Origin of the sequence: Amycolatopsis camponoti (assembly GCF_902497555.1) — a bacterium.
GTDB classification, from domain to species: Bacteria; Actinomycetota; Actinomycetes; order Mycobacteriales; family Pseudonocardiaceae; genus Amycolatopsis; species Amycolatopsis camponoti.
Genome location: NZ_CABVGP010000001.1, coordinates 2,201,597 through 2,216,692, shown reverse-complemented (window position 1 = coordinate 2,216,692; position 15,096 = coordinate 2,201,597). Strand labels below are relative to the sequence as shown.

18 protein-coding genes are annotated in these 15,096 nt (G+C 71.9%); 8 read left to right on the top strand and 10 right to left on the bottom strand.

The features are described 5' to 3' along the window. Positions 1-74: 74 nt before the first annotated feature. Genes AA23TX_RS10665 through AA23TX_RS10655 form a run of 3 tightly spaced genes read right to left on the bottom strand, consistent with a single transcriptional unit; the run spans position 75 to position 1,601 of the window. Complete coding sequence (locus AA23TX_RS10665; protein WP_155542388.1) at positions 75-719, bottom strand: anti-sigma factor family protein; 645 nt, start codon at positions 717-719, stop codon at positions 75-77. Beyond that, positions 716-1,228 carry a sigma-70 family RNA polymerase sigma factor gene (locus tag AA23TX_RS10660; RefSeq protein WP_155542387.1) on the bottom strand — a complete coding sequence of 171 codons (513 nt, stop codon included), beginning with the start codon at positions 1,226-1,228 and terminating at the stop codon, positions 716-718. Before AA23TX_RS10660 ends, AA23TX_RS10665 begins: the two co-directional genes overlap by 4 nt. 4 nt (positions 1,229-1,232) lie before the next feature. Next, the gene (locus AA23TX_RS10655) at positions 1,233-1,601 is read right to left on the bottom strand and encodes a hypothetical protein (RefSeq protein ID WP_155542386.1); all 369 of its coding nucleotides are present in this window, start codon (positions 1,599-1,601) and stop codon (positions 1,233-1,235) included. Between the two features lie 105 nt (positions 1,602-1,706). On the opposite strand from AA23TX_RS10655, the gene AA23TX_RS10650 reads away from it, so the two are divergent. After that, positions 1,707-2,144: a QcrA and Rieske domain-containing protein gene (locus AA23TX_RS10650; protein WP_155542385.1), complete on the top strand. Its 438-nt coding sequence runs from the start codon at positions 1,707-1,709 to the stop codon at positions 2,142-2,144. Between the two features lie 70 nt (positions 2,145-2,214). Here AA23TX_RS10650 and AA23TX_RS10645 read toward each other — a convergent pair whose 3' ends face one another. After that, positions 2,215-2,670 carry a PTS sugar transporter subunit IIA gene (locus tag AA23TX_RS10645; protein WP_155542384.1) on the bottom strand — a complete coding sequence of 152 codons (456 nt, stop codon included), beginning with the start codon at positions 2,668-2,670 and terminating at the stop codon, positions 2,215-2,217. Then, positions 2,667-2,906: a PTS sugar transporter subunit IIB gene (locus tag AA23TX_RS10640; RefSeq protein WP_196425271.1), complete on the bottom strand. Its 240-nt coding sequence runs from the start codon at positions 2,904-2,906 to the stop codon at positions 2,667-2,669. Before AA23TX_RS10640 ends, AA23TX_RS10645 begins: the two co-directional genes overlap by 4 nt. A 242-nt stretch (positions 2,907-3,148) precedes the next feature. On the opposite strand from AA23TX_RS10640, the gene AA23TX_RS10635 reads away from it, so the two are divergent. From AA23TX_RS10635 to AA23TX_RS10615, 5 genes are all read left to right on the top strand, one after another. Continuing rightward, positions 3,149-3,937, top strand: coding sequence for a GntR family transcriptional regulator (locus AA23TX_RS10635; RefSeq protein ID WP_155542382.1), 789 nt, complete (start codon positions 3,149-3,151; stop codon positions 3,935-3,937). After that, complete coding sequence (locus AA23TX_RS10630) at positions 3,934-5,169, top strand: PTS transporter subunit EIIC (RefSeq protein WP_155542381.1); 1,236 nt, start codon at positions 3,934-3,936, stop codon at positions 5,167-5,169. The genes AA23TX_RS10635 and AA23TX_RS10630 overlap by 4 nt, the downstream gene beginning before the upstream one ends. Before the next feature lie 41 nt (positions 5,170-5,210). After that, positions 5,211-5,477 (top strand): HPr family phosphocarrier protein, encoded by a 267-nt coding sequence (locus AA23TX_RS10625; protein ID WP_013224593.1) that lies wholly within the window; start codon positions 5,211-5,213, stop codon positions 5,475-5,477. Positions 5,478-5,554: 77 nt separating this feature from the next. After that, positions 5,555-6,370 (top strand): serine hydrolase domain-containing protein, encoded by an 816-nt coding sequence (locus tag AA23TX_RS10620; RefSeq protein ID WP_155542380.1) that lies wholly within the window; start codon positions 5,555-5,557, stop codon positions 6,368-6,370. Beyond that, a complete protein-coding gene (locus tag AA23TX_RS10615) occupies positions 6,367-7,851 on the top strand; it encodes an alpha/beta hydrolase (protein WP_155542379.1) in 1,485 nt (494 codons plus the stop codon). Before AA23TX_RS10620 ends, AA23TX_RS10615 begins: the two co-directional genes overlap by 4 nt. Before the next feature lie 187 nt (positions 7,852-8,038). On the opposite strand, the gene AA23TX_RS10610 is transcribed toward AA23TX_RS10615, so the two are convergent. Next, a complete protein-coding gene (locus AA23TX_RS10610) occupies positions 8,039-8,971 on the bottom strand; it encodes a D-2-hydroxyacid dehydrogenase family protein (protein ID WP_155542378.1) in 933 nt (310 codons plus the stop codon). Positions 8,972-9,078: 107 nt separating this feature from the next. Here AA23TX_RS10610 and AA23TX_RS10605 point away from each other — a divergent pair, with 107 nt between their 5' ends. Together AA23TX_RS10605 and AA23TX_RS10600 are read left to right on the top strand one after the other, a co-directional pair. Beyond that, a complete protein-coding gene (locus AA23TX_RS10605) occupies positions 9,079-9,495 on the top strand; it encodes a hypothetical protein (protein ID WP_155542377.1) in 417 nt (138 codons plus the stop codon). A 25-nt stretch (positions 9,496-9,520) separates the two neighbouring features. Continuing rightward, a complete protein-coding gene (locus AA23TX_RS10600) occupies positions 9,521-10,180 on the top strand; it encodes a TetR/AcrR family transcriptional regulator (protein WP_155542376.1) in 660 nt (219 codons plus the stop codon). On the opposite strand, the gene AA23TX_RS10595 is transcribed toward AA23TX_RS10600, so the two are convergent. Genes AA23TX_RS10595 through ruvX form a run of 4 tightly spaced genes read right to left on the bottom strand, consistent with a single transcriptional unit; the run spans position 10,167 to position 15,078 of the window. Next, positions 10,167-11,423, bottom strand: coding sequence for a GrpB family protein (locus tag AA23TX_RS10595; RefSeq protein WP_155542375.1), 1,257 nt, complete (start codon positions 11,421-11,423; stop codon positions 10,167-10,169). The genes AA23TX_RS10600 and AA23TX_RS10595 overlap by 14 nt on opposite strands. A gap of 58 nt (positions 11,424-11,481) precedes the next feature. Continuing rightward, on the bottom strand, positions 11,482-12,336 hold the full coding sequence (locus tag AA23TX_RS10590; RefSeq protein ID WP_155542374.1) for a shikimate dehydrogenase: 855 nt from the start codon (positions 12,334-12,336) through the stop codon (positions 11,482-11,484). Then, a complete protein-coding gene (mltG, locus tag AA23TX_RS10585) occupies positions 12,326-14,653 on the bottom strand; it encodes an endolytic transglycosylase MltG (protein WP_155542373.1) in 2,328 nt (775 codons plus the stop codon). Before mltG ends, AA23TX_RS10590 begins: the two co-directional genes overlap by 11 nt. Further along, on the bottom strand, positions 14,650-15,078 hold the full coding sequence (gene ruvX / locus AA23TX_RS10580) for a Holliday junction resolvase RuvX (RefSeq protein WP_230862612.1): 429 nt from the start codon (positions 15,076-15,078) through the stop codon (positions 14,650-14,652). The genes mltG and ruvX overlap by 4 nt, the downstream gene beginning before the upstream one ends. Positions 15,079-15,096: the final 18 nt, after the last annotated feature.

Below are 15,096 nucleotides of genomic sequence, written 5' to 3'. Positions count from 1 at the left end.
CGCGAGGGCCGGGCACGGAAAGAATCAGGCGGCCCGTCCGGAACCCCCTGCGTCCCGGACGAGCCACCGACCCCTCACAACGTCAACCGCAACAGCGGTTTTCCGCTGGTCCCCCCACGCACCTCCAGCGCCGCCAGATCGGTCCGCTTCAAGGCCGTGCCGATCACGATGCGGGCCGTGTTGTCCGGGACCGCCTTCCACGTCGCCAGCTGGGTCTCCACGCCCGTGCGGGAAATCGCCACCAGTACGTACTCGCCGCTGCTGCGGTCGCCCGTGTAGCTGCACGACATGTCGACCTGCGTGCCCCAGTCGAAGGCCGCCAGGCTGGCATCCGCGCGGACCGGGAACTCACCCAACGAGGTCATCGCCGTGTAAGGCGGCTGAGCAGGCGAAGGCGCCGAAGCCACCACCGCCAGCGCCACGCACGCCGACACCGCCAGCGCGGCCGACGCGGACGTCACCGCGAGCCGGATCCGGCGGCCGCGGCGGACGCGGCGGAGCACCGTCGGGAGCAGGTCCGGCGGTGGCGGGCCCGCGTCCGGCACCGCGGGCGGGGCGTCCACCCTGGCCAGCAGCCCCGGCAGCCCCGCCATGTCCCGCACCGAGGACGCGCACCGGTCGCACGTGCGCAGGTGCTGCTCGAAGCGCTGGCGGTCCTCGGGGGAAAGCGCCCCGAGCACGTAGGCCGCGTCGAACGTCGCGAACGGGTCCTCGCTCACTGGGTCACCCCCCTCTCCTCGAGCACCAGGCGCAACGCGCGCAACGCGTAGTGCGTCCGGGACTTGACCGTCCCTTCGGCCACACCGAGCCGCGTCGCCGCGTCCGCCACGGAATAGCCCTGGAAGTAACACAGCACGAGCACCTCGCGGTGCCGCTCCGACAGCTCGGCGAGCGCCTCGGCGACCAGCCAGCCCTGCACCGCGCGGTCGGTCCCGTCGCCGACCGCGCGTTCCGGCGGCTGGTCGGTCATCACTTCCGACCGGGCCGACGCCGAGCGCCAGCCGTCGATCGCGATGCGCCGCGCGACCGTGAACAGCCACGCCCGCGCCGAGCCCTGCGACTGGTCCAGCACCGCCGTCGACCGCCAGGCGCGCAGCAGCGTCTCCTGGACGACGTCCTCGGCCCGGATCCGGTCGCCGGAGGTCAGGTGGAGCGCGTACGACCACAGCGCGCCCGCGTGTTCCTCGTGCAAGGCGCGCATCAGCGCGTCTTCGGCGACTTCCCCCACGGACTCAGGCCGCGACTCGGCGCCGGTCCTTCACGAACAACAGCGCCAGGCCGCCGACGATGCAGACCGCCTCGGTGATGACGCCCCAGTACTCCGGCTGGCTGTTGAACTGGTCGTGGTTCCCGGCGAACCCGACGGTCGCGGCGAGGACGTACGCACCCAGCGTCAGCACCCCGAAACCGACCGCGCCCAGCGCGGGCAGCCAGTGCCGCCAGGCCAGCACGGCGATCGCGAGGACCAGGCCGCCGATCGCGTCGAGCAGGAACAACGGCCCGACGATGCCCGGGTAGTCCTCGGTCCACAGGAAGTAGTGCACGCCCGCCGAGCCGAGCAGCGCGGCCGCCACGACGATGCGTAGAACCCAACTCACCATGATCGATCCTCCACTCCACACCCACTCGGGTACATACACGGAGCAGGGGCCGATCCGGTTCACCGCGAATTGAACCGATGGGGTGTCGATCTCGTTTAGAGGGGCATGACTGCCGAAACCCACTCCCGCCGCACCGTCCTCACCACGGGTGCCGCCGTCGCAGGTGCCGCCGTGGGCGCCGTCGCGCTCTCCGCCTGCGGTTCTTCGGACGACGCCAAGTCGGGCACCGCGCAGGCGCCGATCGCCGCCGGGACGCCGCTGGTCGCGCTCGCCGACGTCCCCGTCGGCCAGGCGAAGGCCGCCAAGGCCCCGGACGGCTCCGACGTGATCGTGGCCCGGACGTCCGAATCGGCGTGCGCCGCGTTCAGCGCGATCTGCACGCACCAGGGCTGCACCGTCGCCCCGAAGGGCGCCGACCTCGTCTGCCCGTGCCACGGCTCGGTGTTCAACGCGCTCACCGGGGAGGTCAAGCAGGGCCCGGCGAACAAGCCGCTGCCGAGCGTGCCGGTCAAGGTCGAAAACGGGAAGGTCGTGACCGGCTGACGGGCCGGGAGCACGCGAAGGGCCCTTGGGGACGACTGTCCACAAGGGCCCTTCGCGTGACACGAAGACCTCAGGCGTCCCAGCCGAAGAGCTTCTCGCCGGCGGCGACGTCGCGCTCGGCGTCCAAACCGGACAGCACGTCCGCCGAGGCGTCCAGTGCGACGACCGGGACGATCGCCGAGTAGCCCGCCGCGGTCACCGCCTCCGGGTCCCAGCTGACGATCGGCTGGCCGGCCCGCACCTGCTCGCCCTTGACGACGTGCAGCGTGAAGCCCTCGCCCTTCTCCTTGACCGTGTCGATGCCCAGGTGCACCAGCACGGCCTTGCCGTCCTCGGTCGCGACGACGTAGGCGTGCGGGTGCAGCGTCGCGACCGTCCCGTCGACCGGCGCGACCGCGTCGGACCGGCCGCCCGAGGGCTGCACGGCGACGCCCGGACCCACCATGGCCTGCGCGAACACCGGGTCCGGGACCTCGGTGATCGGCACCACGCGCCCGGCGACCGGGCTCAGGATCTCCAGGCTCACAGCAGGTCCTCGATGTCGCTGGCGATCGTGTCCGCCTCCGGCCCGACGATCACCTGCAGAGCAGACGACCCCATCTTGACCACGCCCATGGCGCCGGCCTTCTTCAGCGCCGGCTCGTCGACGAGGCTCATGTCCTCGACCTCGCAGCGCAGCCGCGTGATGCAACCCTCGATCTCGGTGAGATTCTCCGAGCCGCCGAGTGCGGCGAGGATCTTTTCCGGCCTGTCATCCGCCATCGCGGTCTCCTTGATCACTGTTTGTTCCCAACCTGACGCGCACCGCGTGTCCACCTGTACTACGCCGTTCGTCGGCATGCACCCCGCCGCGGGCCACGAACGGATAACGGTGGTTGACACCCGTCCGCACGGCGGAGCATCCTGCCCCATCAGATCATTGGTCTAGACCGGAACGTACCAATGTTCCGGGCCGGACGCGAGCACCGGTCCCCGGTGACGCGAGAACGAGGAGGGTGACGCCGATGAGCGCGGCAGCGCACGTCCCGCCACCCGACCGGGTCGTCAACGGGCCCACGCCCAAGCACGCCCAGCTGCGGGAAATCCTCCGCCGCACGGTGGAGCGCGAGCTCCCCCCGGGTGCGCCGATCCCGTCGGAACGTGAGTTGGCCCAGCGCTACGGCGTGTCGCGGCTCACGGTCAGATCGGCGATCGGCAAGCTGGTCGAGGAAGGTCTGCTCGCCCGGGTCCGCGGCAAGGGCACGTTCACCGCGGCCCGGCGGATGGAGCTGCAGCTCTACCTCATGTCGTTCACCGACGACATGCGGCGGCGGGGGCTGACCCCGACGACCGAGGTGGTCTCGGCGGCCACCGAGGTCCCGCCGACCGCCTCGGCGCACGCCCTCGGGCTGTCCGAGGGCGCCCCCGCACACCACCTCGTGCGGTTGCGCCACGCCGACGGCGTGCCCCTGGCCGTCGAACGCGGCTGGTACCACGCGGGCCGGGCTCCCGGCCTGCTCGAGCTCGACCTGACCCAGTCCATCTACGCGCAGCTGGCCGAGACGTACGACGTGCGTCCCGACCAGGCGTGGCAGACGGTCTGGGCCGAAGGCGCGGACCGCGAGACGGCCCGGCTGCTCGGCATGCGTGCCGGCAGTCCCCTGCTCGTGTTCCGCCGGGTCTCCAGCGCCAACGGCGACCCGATCGAAGACATCACGTCCTGGTACCGGGGAGATCATTACCAGGTGACCATGCAGTTGGACCGGAACACCCCGGAACCCGGTCAACCACCCCACTATGGAGGATCCAGATGAGCTCCACCACCGCGGAGGGGGCGAAGAAGAGCGGCAGCGGTCTCGCCGGTCTTCAGCGCTTCGGCCGTAGCCTCATGCTCCCCATCGCCGTGCTCCCGGCGGCGGGCATCCTGTTGCGGTTCGGACAGGACGACATGCTCGGCAAGGACGGCCTCGGCTGGAACAAGGTCGCCTCGGTGCTGGGCGCCGCGGGCGGCACGCTGTTCAACTGGCTGCCGCTGCTGTTCGCGGTCGGCATCGCGGTCGGCTTCGCCAAGAAGGGCGACGGCTCGACCGCCGTCGCGGCGGTCGTCGGCTTCTTCGTCTTCAGCGCCGTCATCCAGGTGTTCGCCCCGCTGAGCGACCTGCCCGGTTACAAGGCCGGCGCCACCGAGCTCGCGCCGATCAAGTGGCCCTACTCGGTGCTCGCCGGTGTCGTGGTCGGCATCGTGGCCGCGTTGCTGTGGCAGAAGTACCACCGCATCAAGCTGCCCGCCTACCTGGCGTTCTTCGGCGGCCGCCGGTTCGTCCCGATCATCACCGCGGGCGTCATGGTGCTCCTCGGCGTGATCTTCGGCCTGGTCTTCCACTGGGTCGACCAGGGCATCCAGGCCGCCGGTGACGCGGTCACGGCCTCCCCGATCGTCGGTGGCGGCATCTACGGCGCGCTGAACCGCCTGCTCATCCCGGTCGGTCTGCACCAGCTGCTCAACGTCCCCGTCTGGTTCATCTTCGACGGCGGTGACATCAACAACTTCGTCGCGGGCAAGATGTCGGCGGGTGCCTTCACCACGGGCTTCTTCCCGATCTTCATGTTCGCGCTGCCCGCCGCCGCCCTCGCCATCTGGCAGACGGCCCGCCCGGCGCAGAAGAAGGTCGTCGGCGGTGTGATGATCGCCGGTGCGCTGACCTCGTTCCTGACCGGTGTCACCGAGCCGATCGAGTTCTCGTTCATGTTCGTCGCGTGGCCGCTGTACTTGTTCCACGCGATCATGACCGGCACCTCGCTGGCGATCTGCAACGCGCTGGGCATCCACCAGAGCTTCAACTTCTCGGCCGGCGCGATCGACTACCTGCTCAACTTCGGGGCCCCCGCCGCGCAGAAGCCGTGGCTGCTGATCCCGATCGGGCTCGTCTACGCGGTGATCTACTACGTGGTCTTCCGCTTCGCGATCACCAAGTGGAACCTGCGCACGCCGGGCCGTGAGGACGACTCGATCGAGGCCGACCTCGACCGCACGGCCGCCGCGTAACATCCGTAACCGACGTAACACCCCTTAGGGAGAGGACGAACATGCCGGAGAAACGCGTCGCCGTGGCGAGCAAGGTGGGCCTGCACGCCAGGCCGGCCGCGCTGGTGGCGAAGGCGGCCGCGGCGCAACCCGTCGCGGTGCAGATCGCGAAGGCCGGCGGGAGCCCGGTGGCCGCCGGCAGCGTGCTCAACCTGATGACCCTCGCCGCCGGGTACGGCGACGAGGTCGTCATCAGCGCCGAGGGCGAGGGTGCAGAGGAGGCCGTGGAAGCGGTCGCCCAGCTGGTCGCCACCGACCTCGACGCCTGAGCTGGATCCACGAAGGCCCTCGCACCGGTCCCCGACACCGGTGCGGGGGCCTTCGTGGCGTTTCGTAGGGTGGACGCATGGAGAGCGTGCGCCTGATCGACGAGTGGCCGGTGGACAACGCGGCGACGGCCGTGGTCTCCGCGGACGGGACCGTCGTGGGCCGCCACGGCGACACCGCGCGGAAGTTCCGGCTGGCTTCGGTCAGCAAGCCGCTGACCGCCTACGCCGCGCTCATCGCGGTCGAAGAGGGCGTCGTCGAGCTCGACACGCCGGCCGGTCCCGAGGGCTCGACCGTGCGGCACCTGCTCGCCCACACCTCCGGCCTCGCCTTCGACGCGCACAAGGCCATGGCCGAGCCGGGCACGCGGCGGCTCTACTCCAACGCCGGGTTCGAGCAGCTGGCCGACGCGCTGGCCGAGCACTCCGGCATCCCCTTCGCGCAGTACCAGGCCGAGGCGCTGTTCGCCCCGCTCGGCATGACTTCGACCGCCTTGACGGGTTCGCCCGCCTCCGGTGCGGAGTCCACTGTGGACGACCTCGTGGCCTTCGTTGCCGAGCTGCAGGCACCCAAGCTGCTCGACCCCGCGACCGTCGCCGAGGCGACGAATGTCGTCTTCCCGGGCCTGTCCGGCGTGCTGCCCGGGTTCGGGCACCAGAAGCCCAACGACTGGGGCCTCGGCTTCGAGATCCGCGACCACAAGAGCCCGCACTGGACCGGCGCGAACAGCTCGCCGCGCACCTTCGGGCACTTCGGCCAGTCCGGCACGTTCCTCTGGGTCGACCCGGACGCGGGCGCGGCCTGCGTCGCGCTGACCGACCGCGCGTTCGGCCCGTGGGCCGCCGAGGTCTGGCCGCGCTACACCGACGCCGTCCTGGCGGAATTGAGCGCGTGAAGGCCCTGCTCGCCGCCCTGCTGCTCCTGCTCGCCGCCTGCAGCGCACCCCAGGCCGCACCCGCTCCCGCGCCGCCGTCCGCGGCCGCCCCCGAAGCCCCGCCCGCGCTGGGCACGAACGGCGCCGCCGTGCCGGCGCTGCGCTGGACGCCGTGCCACGGGAAGTTCCAGTGCGCGGCCGCGTCCGTGCCGCTGAGCTACCGCGAGCCGAAGGGCACCGCGCTCACGCTCTCGGTGATCCGGCTGCCGGCGAGCGACCCGGGCCGGCGGGTCGGCTCGCTGTTCTTCAACTTCGGCGGCCCGGGCACGGACGGCGTCGGTGAGCTGACGCGGTTCGCCGACCGCTACCCCGACGAGCTGCGCGCCCGCTTCGACCTGGTGAGCTTCGACCCGCGCGGGATCGGCGGGTCCGCGCCGATCAGCTGTCCCGGCGCCGACCACGCCCCCGCGCCGGGCTCGCCGCTGCGTCAGCCGGACGCGTTCTTCGCGGCGAGCGCGGCGCCGGGCCGGGCGTGCGCGGCCGGGTCGGGGGCGCTGCTGAGCCACCTGTCGACGGCGAACGTGGCGCGCGACCTGGAGCTGCTGCGCCAGGCCGTCGGCGATCCCACGCTGAACTTCTACGGCTACTCCTACGGCACCTACCTGGGTGGCACGTACGCGAACCTGTTCCCGGACAAGGTCCGCGCGATGACCCTCGACGGCACGCTCGACCTCGTCGCGAACGCCACCGGGAAGCCGAGGCAGGAGAAGGAGCCGGTCGACGTCCGCGCCGACGTCGCCGGGGCGCAGCAGCAGGAGCTGGACCAGTTCTTCGCGGTGTGCGCCGCGGCCGGGCCGAAGTGCGCGTTCTCCGCCGGTGACCCGAAGGCGAGGTTCGCCGGGATCTTCGCGCAGGCGTCGCGCGGCCCGGGCGTCGGCTCGCTGATGAGGACCGTCGACAGCGCGCTGTACCAGTCGGGGCGGTGGAAACGGCTCGCGCAGACCCTGGCCGCGATGCCGGTGGGTTCCGGTCCGGCCGCGCCGGTGCTCGACCCGTACGTGCCGACGCACTCCCCCGGGTTCCTGGCCGTCCAGTGCGTCGACAGCGACAACCCGTCCTCGGCGGCGGATTATGCGGCACTGGCGACGCGGGAGAGCGCGCGTCAGCCGTATTTCGGGCTGGGCGCGGTGTTCTCGATGGCCCAGTGCGTCGGCTGGCCCGCGCACGACGACGACCGGTACACCGGCCCGTGGAACCGGCGGCGCGCGAACCCGATCCTGGTGCTGAACAACCGGTTCGACCCGGCGACCCCGCTGCACAACGCCCGGGCGACGGCGGCCGAGCTGGGCGACGGCCGGGTGCTGGTCGTCGACGGATACGGCCACACTTCGCTGGACGCGCCGAGCGCGTGCGCCTCGGCGGCCGTCGTTCGCTATCTGACGGATCCGGCCGCACCGGCGGAGGGCACCACCTGCGCGCCGGACGCGGTCCCGTTCTCGTGAGTGAGAAACAGTGTTCTAACGCTGTTTCTCACTCACGACCAGCGCGGGCCCGTCGTCAAGCCGAACGGACGCGTTCAGCAGGGTCTTTGGACCCTGCCCGGCGTGCGCTGCCGGTGGTGTCATGGTTCTCGTGCGGGCCCGCCGCCGGGCCGGTGCGGGGACCTCGGGCCCCGGCGGGCCGCACGCTTCACTCCATGAGCCGGATCGGCTCCCCCGCCTGGAAGGCCGCGATGTCCTCGACCGCGTCGCCGTAGAAGATCTCGTAGGTCTCCCGCGCGACGAACCCCAGGTGCGGCGTCAGGACCGCGTTGTCCATCGTCCTCAGTGGATGGTCGGCCGGGAACGGCTCGACGTCGTAGACGTCCAGCGCCGCCGCCCGGATCTCCTTGCGCCGCAACGCGTCCACCAGCGCGGACTCGTCGACGATCGGGCCGCGCGAGGTGTTCACCAGCAACGCGCTCGGCTTCATCGCGGCGAGTTCGGCGGCGCCGACCAGGCCGCGGGTGCGGCCGCTGAGCACGAGGTGGATCGAGAGCACGTCCGAGCGGGCGAACAGCTCGTCCTTCGCCACCGCGGTCACGCCGTGCGGGGCGGCCTTCTCCGGCGTCAGGTTCTGGCTCCAGGCAATGGTCTCCATGCCGAAGGCCTGCCCGATCTTCGCCGCGCCCGCGCCGAGGCGGCCGAGGCCGAGCAGGCCCAGGGTCTTGCCGTGCAGCATCGTGCCGACGGTCGTCTGCCAGCCGCCTTCGCGCATCGACCGGAACTCCTGCGGCAGGTTCCGCGACGCGGCCAGGATCAGCGCCCAGGTGTGCTCGGCGGTGGGTTCGCCGAGGTACCCGGTCCTGGACACGACGACGCCGTTGCGTTTCGCGGCCGGCACGTCGATGGCGGCGTTGCGCGGGCCGGTGCTGACGAGCAGCTTCAAGTCCGGCAGCCGGTCGAGCACCTCGGCGGGGAAGCGGGTGCGTTCGCGCATCGCGACGATCACGTCGAAGCCCTGGAGCTGCCCCACGACGTCGGTGAGGGGCTCGGTGAAGACGGTGATGTCGGCCTTCAGCGAGTCCCAGTCACCGAAGGTCAGAGCGACGTCCTGGTAGTCGTCGAGAATCGCGATCCGCATGATCTCACCGTAGGGCACGAGGACCGCCGCGTGACGCAGCCCTCTTGAACGCGTTCAAATTCAGCGCTACCGTCCCTTCTTGAACACGTTCAAAACAAGGAGGACCCATGGACCCGATAGTCGTCGCGTACGCCCTCTACCTGCTGATCAGCATCCCGCTGACGGTGCTCGTGGCCCGGACGCTGAGCCGCCACGGCCGCACCTTCCTCACCGAGGTCTTCGCCGACAGCCCCGGCCTGGCCAACGCCGTCAACCAGCTGCTGGTCGTCGGCTTCTACTTGGTCAGCCTCGGCTTCGTGACGCTCTTCCTGACCAGCCACGCCGAGGTGCCGACCGCCCGCGAGGTGTTCGAGCTGCTCTCGGTGAAGGTCGGCGTCGTCGCGCTGATCCTCGGCGCGATGCACCTGACGAACGTGCTGATCTTCAACGGCATCCGCCGCCACCACCTGGCGCCGAAGCAGGCACCGCGCCCGGCGACCATGCCCTACGGCATGCCGCAGGTCCCGCCCTTCCCCGCGCCCTGACGTGCCCGGCGCTAACGTGCCGCACGTGGCCAAGAGCGAGGAAACGCGGTCCCTGATCGTCACGACCGCGATGCGGCTGTTCACCGAGAACGGCTACGACCGCACGACGATGCGCGCGATCGCCGCCGGAGCGGGTGTCTCCGTCGGCAACGCCTACTACTACTTCTCGTCGAAGGAACAGCTGATCCAGGGCTTCTACGACGAGATCGCGCGGCGGCACCTCGGCGAGGCGCGCGCCCGGATCGGCGGCGAGACCGCGTTCGCCGCCCGCCTGAAGACCGTGCTGCTGTGCTGGCTGGACATCGCCGAGCCCTACCACCGCTTCGGCACGCAGTTCTTCGTCAACGCAGCCGACCCGGAGTCGCCGCTGAGCCCGTTCAGCGACGACTCCTCGGCCGCCCGCGAGGCGTCGATCGGCCTCATGCGCGAGGTCGTCGACGGCTCCGACGTCAAGCTCGACCCGGAGCTGCGCGAGCAGCTGCCGGAGCTGCTCTGGCTGTACCAGATGGGCGTGGTGCTGTTCTGGGTCCACGACCGCTCCCGCGGGCAGAAGCGCAGCCGGATGCTGGTGGAGCGCAGCGTGCCGCTGCTCGCGCGGCTGGCCGCGCTCTCCCGGCTGCGGATGTTCCGCCCGGTCAGCCGGGAGATCGTCGACCTCATCCAGGACCTCGCTAAGAAGGACTGACCGCCCGGAAGTAGAGGAACCGCGGCTCGGTCCGCAGCTTCACCGTCCACTTCGGATCGACGTCGGCCGCCTCGGGCACCGGCATCGGTTCCACCAGCCGGTCGACGGCGAACCCGGCGTCGCGCACCGCCTGGAACGTCCAGCTCAGCGGCCGCCGGTAGAAGCGGACCGGGTGCGGTTTCCCGTCGAGGCCGAAGTCGTCTTCGAGCAGTTCGAGCTGGAAGTAGTCGTCCTTCTCGAACCAGCGCCAGTCCTCGCCCGGGTGGTGCACCGAGAACACCAGCCGGCCGCCCGGCTTCAGGACCCGCCGGAACTCGGCCAGGGTGGCGGTCCAGTCCTTCAGGTAGTGCAGCACGACCGACGCCGTGACGACGTCGATCGAGGCGTCCGGCAGCGGCAGCGGCCCGGTGACGTCCACGACCTCGAACCGGGCGACGTCTCCGAACTTCCGCCGGGCGACCTCGACCATGCCCGCGCTGGCGTCGACGCCGAGGACGTCGGCGCCACGGCCGGCCAGCAACGCGCTGAGGTGCCCGGCCGCGCAGCCGACGTCGAGGACGCTCAGGCCCTCGACGTCGCCGGCCAGGTCCACGATCGCGGGCCGGTCGTAGAGGGCGTTGGTGACGGACTTCTCCGCGTGCGACGCGTAGGCCTCGCTGTAGCCGTCGTACTGCTCGGCCCGCGCGCGGGCGAGGATCTCCTCGACCACCGCCGTCTTGGCGTCGGCGTACTGCTGGATGTACTTCCACTCCTTCGCACCCAGCTCGCGCTTCGTCGTCGCGTAAAGCGCCAGCTCCTCCGGGTGCGACCGCAGCCGGTCGCGGAAGAGCCGGTAGCGCGGCGTCTGGCCGTTGCCCGGCGAGTAGACGTGCAGGTTGATGTTCGTGTCCGGGCCCTTGAAGCAGCGGTGCTTCTCCCAGTCCGGCTCTCGGATCACGAGCTGGTAGCCCGCGGCTTCCAGGGCCGGGAGGTACGCGTCTTCGTCGTCGGAGTCCGGCACTTCGAGCAGGATGTCGACGCAGGGCTTGGCGCACAGGCCCGGCACCGACGTCGACCCGACGTGCTCGAGGACGAGCACCCGCTCCCCCAGCGCACCCCGGATCCGCTCGGCCTCACGCTCGAACTGCGCCGGCCACTCCGGGTCGTAGTCGACGAGGGTGACCGTGGTGTTGAGCTTCGGCGCCTCGCCGCCGACCCACCCCGACTCGATCTCGTCCTCGCTCAGCGCTTCTTGGCTGGTCATTCCGGTAGACCCCCTTCTTCAAGGCAGTCGGCCAGATTATCAACACGCGCAAGCGGATTTACGAGATCGGCAGCGGCAGGAGGTTCCCGGTGGCTTCGCGCAGGGCGTCGCGCATCGCCGCCCGCGGGGCCGGCCGGCCGGTGAAGTGCTCGGCCTGCCCGAACGCCTGGTGCAGCAGCATGTCCAGCCCGGTCGCGAGGCGGCCGCCACGGGCCGCGACGGCTTCGGCGAGCGGCGTCGGCCACGGGTGGTAGATGACGTCGAGGACGTGCGCGATGGCCGCGAGCTCGGCGACGTGCGCGGCGACGGCGTCCGGCGGCACGGTGGTCACCAGCACCGCCGCGGAGCCCAGGGCCGCGAAGTCCGTCTCGGACCAGCGAAGCACGTCGACGTCGAGCGAAGCACGCTTCGCCGCGTCGAGGGTTTCGCCGGCTCGTGCCGGATCCCGCACGACCAAGCGCACCTGCCGCACGCCCAGCTCCGCGAGCCCGACGACCGCCGCGGCCGCGGTGCCGCCCGCGCCGAGCACCACGCCGGTGTCCCCGGGCGACGGCTCGTAGCCGCCCGCCGCCCGCAGCGCCCCGGTGACGCCCTCGACGTCGGTGCAGTCCGCGAGCCAGCCCGCGGCGGTGCGGACCAGGGTGTTGGCCGCGCCGACGGCGGCCGCGCGCGGTGTCACCTCGTCCGCGTGGTCCAGCGCCGCGCGCTTGCCCGGCATGGTGACCGAGAGCCCCGCCCACTCCGGGCCGAGCCCCGCGACCAGGCCGGGGAGCTCCTCGGCGCTCGTCTCGATCCGCTCGTACGTCCAGCCGGTCAGGCCGAGCGCGGCGAACGCGGCGCCGTGCAGCACCGGCGACAGCGAGTGCGCCACCGGCTTGCCCAGCACCGCGGCCCGCCGGGGCTCAGAACGCACCGTTCGCCTTTGCCTTCTCGACGTTCTTCTTGTGGTCGTCGAACGACACCGCGAAGCACGACAGGCCGTTCTTCTCGCACTTGACGAAGAACAACCAGTCACCCGCCGCCGGGTGCACCGCCGCCTGGATAGCCTCGGGACTCGGCACCGAGATCGGCGTCGGGGTCAACCCCGAGATCTTGTAGGTGTTGTACGCGCCGGCCTTCTCCCGGTCGCCGTCGTTGGTCGCCAGGGTCGGGCGGTCCAGGACGTAGTTGACCGTGGAGTCCATCTGCAGGCGCATGTTGCTCGCCAGCCGGTTGTAGATCACCCGCGAGAGCTTGCCGAAGTCGGCCTTCACGGCCTCGCGTTCGATGATCGAGGCGATGATCAGCGTCTGGTACGGCGTCATCTCCGGGCCGGTCGACTGCGGGCTCAGGCCGGCGTTCTGGATCGCCGCGGTCGAGCTGCTCACCAGCTGCCCGATGATCTCCTGCGCGGTCGCCCCGGGCCGGACGTCGTAGAGGCCCGGCGCGATCAGGCCCTCGAGCCTGCGGTCCTTGCGGTCGGCCTTGTTCGCGGGCTCGACCGCCCAGTCCGGCACACCCAGCTTCTTGAGGTCGGCACCGTCGACGACCTTGCGCAGGTCGTCGGTGCTCACGCAGGTGCTCTTGCCGTCGAGCTGCGCGCACGACGCCTTCGCCATCAGGCTGTACACGCCGGGCGTGACCTTGCCGTCGGGCTGGGTGATGTCGTCGAACTGCGTGTACGGCCGGATCTCCAGCTGGCCGACCCGCGACGCCGGCGTGAGGATCCGGTCGACCGCGCTGGCCCCGGACATGTGCGACTTCATCACGTAGAAGCCGTGCTGGATCCGCGACAGCTTCGGGTTGTCCTCGCCGGCCTTGACGAACGCCTTGCCGCTGGCGACGACGCCCGCCGTGGCGAGCTTCGCGCCGATCGCCGACGTCGAGTCGCCGTCGTCGACCTGGAACAGCACGTCGCCGTCGCCGGAGCCCTCGAAGTCGTCGTAGCCGAAGATCTTGTTGAAGCCGTAGTAGGCACCGCCCGCGAGCAGCACGATCACCACGAGCGCGGCGACCCAGCCGAGGGCGCGCTTGCCCTTCTTCTTCTTGCGCGGCTTCTCCGGCTCTTCCTCGTAGCCGTCCTCGTACTCGGCGTCGTCGTAGTCCTCGTAGTCGCCGTCGTACTCGTCGTAGTCCTCGTACTGCGCGTACTCGTCGTCCTCGGCGAAGAACTCCTCGGGCTCCTCGTGCGCCGGCTCGGCCGGGGCCTGCGCCGGGATGATGTCGGTCACCGGCTCCTCGCGCACGGGCGGGGGCGGCGGACGACGGCGCCGAGGCGGCTCCGCACCGGGTTCGGGCACGCCGACAGAGCGGTCACCCGGCTGGACGGACCGCCGCGGGGGTTCCGGTGCCCCGAGACGGGGGTCGGACGCGGCGTCGGGATCCAACGCTGCCCGGCGCCGGCGCGCCTCGACGGCCTCGTCGGGATCGGGTGCCGCGCGGCGACGGCGCGGATCGGCGGCTTCGCCCGGGTCGGGAGCGGCGCGACGCCGCCGGCCCGGCGCCGGCTCCACGGGCTCGTCGGGGGCGGACGCGGCCCGGAACCGGGCGAGGTCGGCCACCTCGTCCGACGCGCCCCGCGAGCGGCGCGGACCAGGGCCTTCGTCCTCCGGCGCGCCGCGGAGGCGGCTCGCCTGTGCTTCGGCGGCCTCTTCCAGGTCGAGCATCGCCTGGTGGCGGCGCGCGGCGTCGGCTTCGGCCAGCTCTTCGGGAGTCGGACGGCGACGGCGCGCGTCCGCCGGCTCGGCCGGGACCGGCGCGGGACGGCGGCGGCGCGGGGCCGCTTCGTCGGGCGCCGGGGCCGGACGCCGGCGCCGGGGTTCGGCGGGCTCACCGGGATCCGGGGCCGCGCGGCGGCGGCGCGGGGGCGTCCCGTCGGCGGCACCGTCGTCGAGGCCGTGGCGGGCCCGGACCGGTGCGGAGCGCTCGGCGTCCCGCGGGTCGAACTCGTCGTCGGCGGGGGGCAGCGTGGCCGGCGGCTCGAGCCGTCGGCGGCGGCCGGACGGCGGCGCGTCGCGGCGCGGGTCGTACCCCGGCTCGGGCCGTGCCCGGCGCGACGGCTGGGGCAGCTCGTGAGAGCCACTGTGAGAGCCACCGTGCCGCGACGGCTGCGGAAGCTCTTGATAGCCACTCGCGTGGGGGTCGTGCGGGTCCGCACGGCGTGGTGCGGGCCGGGACGGCGGCGGGGTGGCCGGTCCCGGCTCGCGGAGTCGCCTGCGCCCGCGTGGGGGCTCAGGTGGCTGCTCGTTCATCGGTCTCCCTCCCGGGCGCGGTGCGCAGCTGCGGCGTCGATCCAGGCCTGCAGGATCTCGACGGCGGCGGCCTGGTCGACCACCGCACGCTGCTTGCGGCCTTTGACCCCGCGCTGGGAGAGGATGCGGGATGCGGTGACCGTGGTCAGCCGCTCGTCGCCCAGCCGGACCGGCACGGGCGCGACGCGCCCGGCCAGGCGTTCAGAATACGCGATCGCCAGCTCGGCCGCCGGACCCTGCCGGTTGGCGAGCGTTCGCGGCAGGCCCACGATCACCTCGACCACCTCGTGCTCGGTGACGAGGGCGGCCAGCTGGTCCAGATCACTGTCGTCGGTCGCATCGCGGGAGAGGGTAACCAATGGCGAAGCGAGCACGGGGGCCGGATCGCTCAGCGCCACCCCGACCCGGACGGATCCGACATCCACCCCGAGCCGACGGCCGCG

Coding starts and splice junctions, on each gene's coding strand:
- AA23TX_RS10655 (WP_155542386.1), bottom strand. CDS start 1,601: ATGGTGAGTTGGGTTCTACGCATCGTCGTGGCGGCCGCGCTGCTCGGC.
- AA23TX_RS10650 (WP_155542385.1), top strand. CDS start 1,707: ATGACTGCCGAAACCCACTCCCGCCGCACCGTCCTCACCACGGGTGCC.
- AA23TX_RS10640 (WP_196425271.1), bottom strand. CDS start 2,906: ATGGCGGATGACAGGCCGGAAAAGATCCTCGCCGCACTCGGCGGCTCG.
- AA23TX_RS10635 (WP_155542382.1), top strand. CDS start 3,149: ATGAGCGCGGCAGCGCACGTCCCGCCACCCGACCGGGTCGTCAACGGG.
- AA23TX_RS10630 (WP_155542381.1), top strand. CDS start 3,934: ATGAGCTCCACCACCGCGGAGGGGGCGAAGAAGAGCGGCAGCGGTCTC.
- AA23TX_RS10625 (WP_013224593.1), top strand. CDS start 5,211: ATGCCGGAGAAACGCGTCGCCGTGGCGAGCAAGGTGGGCCTGCACGCC.
- AA23TX_RS10620 (WP_155542380.1), top strand. CDS start 5,555: ATGGAGAGCGTGCGCCTGATCGACGAGTGGCCGGTGGACAACGCGGCG.
- AA23TX_RS10610 (WP_155542378.1), bottom strand. CDS start 8,971: ATGCGGATCGCGATTCTCGACGACTACCAGGACGTCGCTCTGACCTTC.
- AA23TX_RS10605 (WP_155542377.1), top strand. CDS start 9,079: ATGGACCCGATAGTCGTCGCGTACGCCCTCTACCTGCTGATCAGCATC.
- AA23TX_RS10595 (WP_155542375.1), bottom strand. CDS start 11,423: ATGACCAGCCAAGAAGCGCTGAGCGAGGACGAGATCGAGTCGGGGTGG.
- mltG (WP_155542373.1), bottom strand. CDS start 14,653: ATGAACGAGCAGCCACCTGAGCCCCCACGCGGGCGCAGGCGACTCCGC.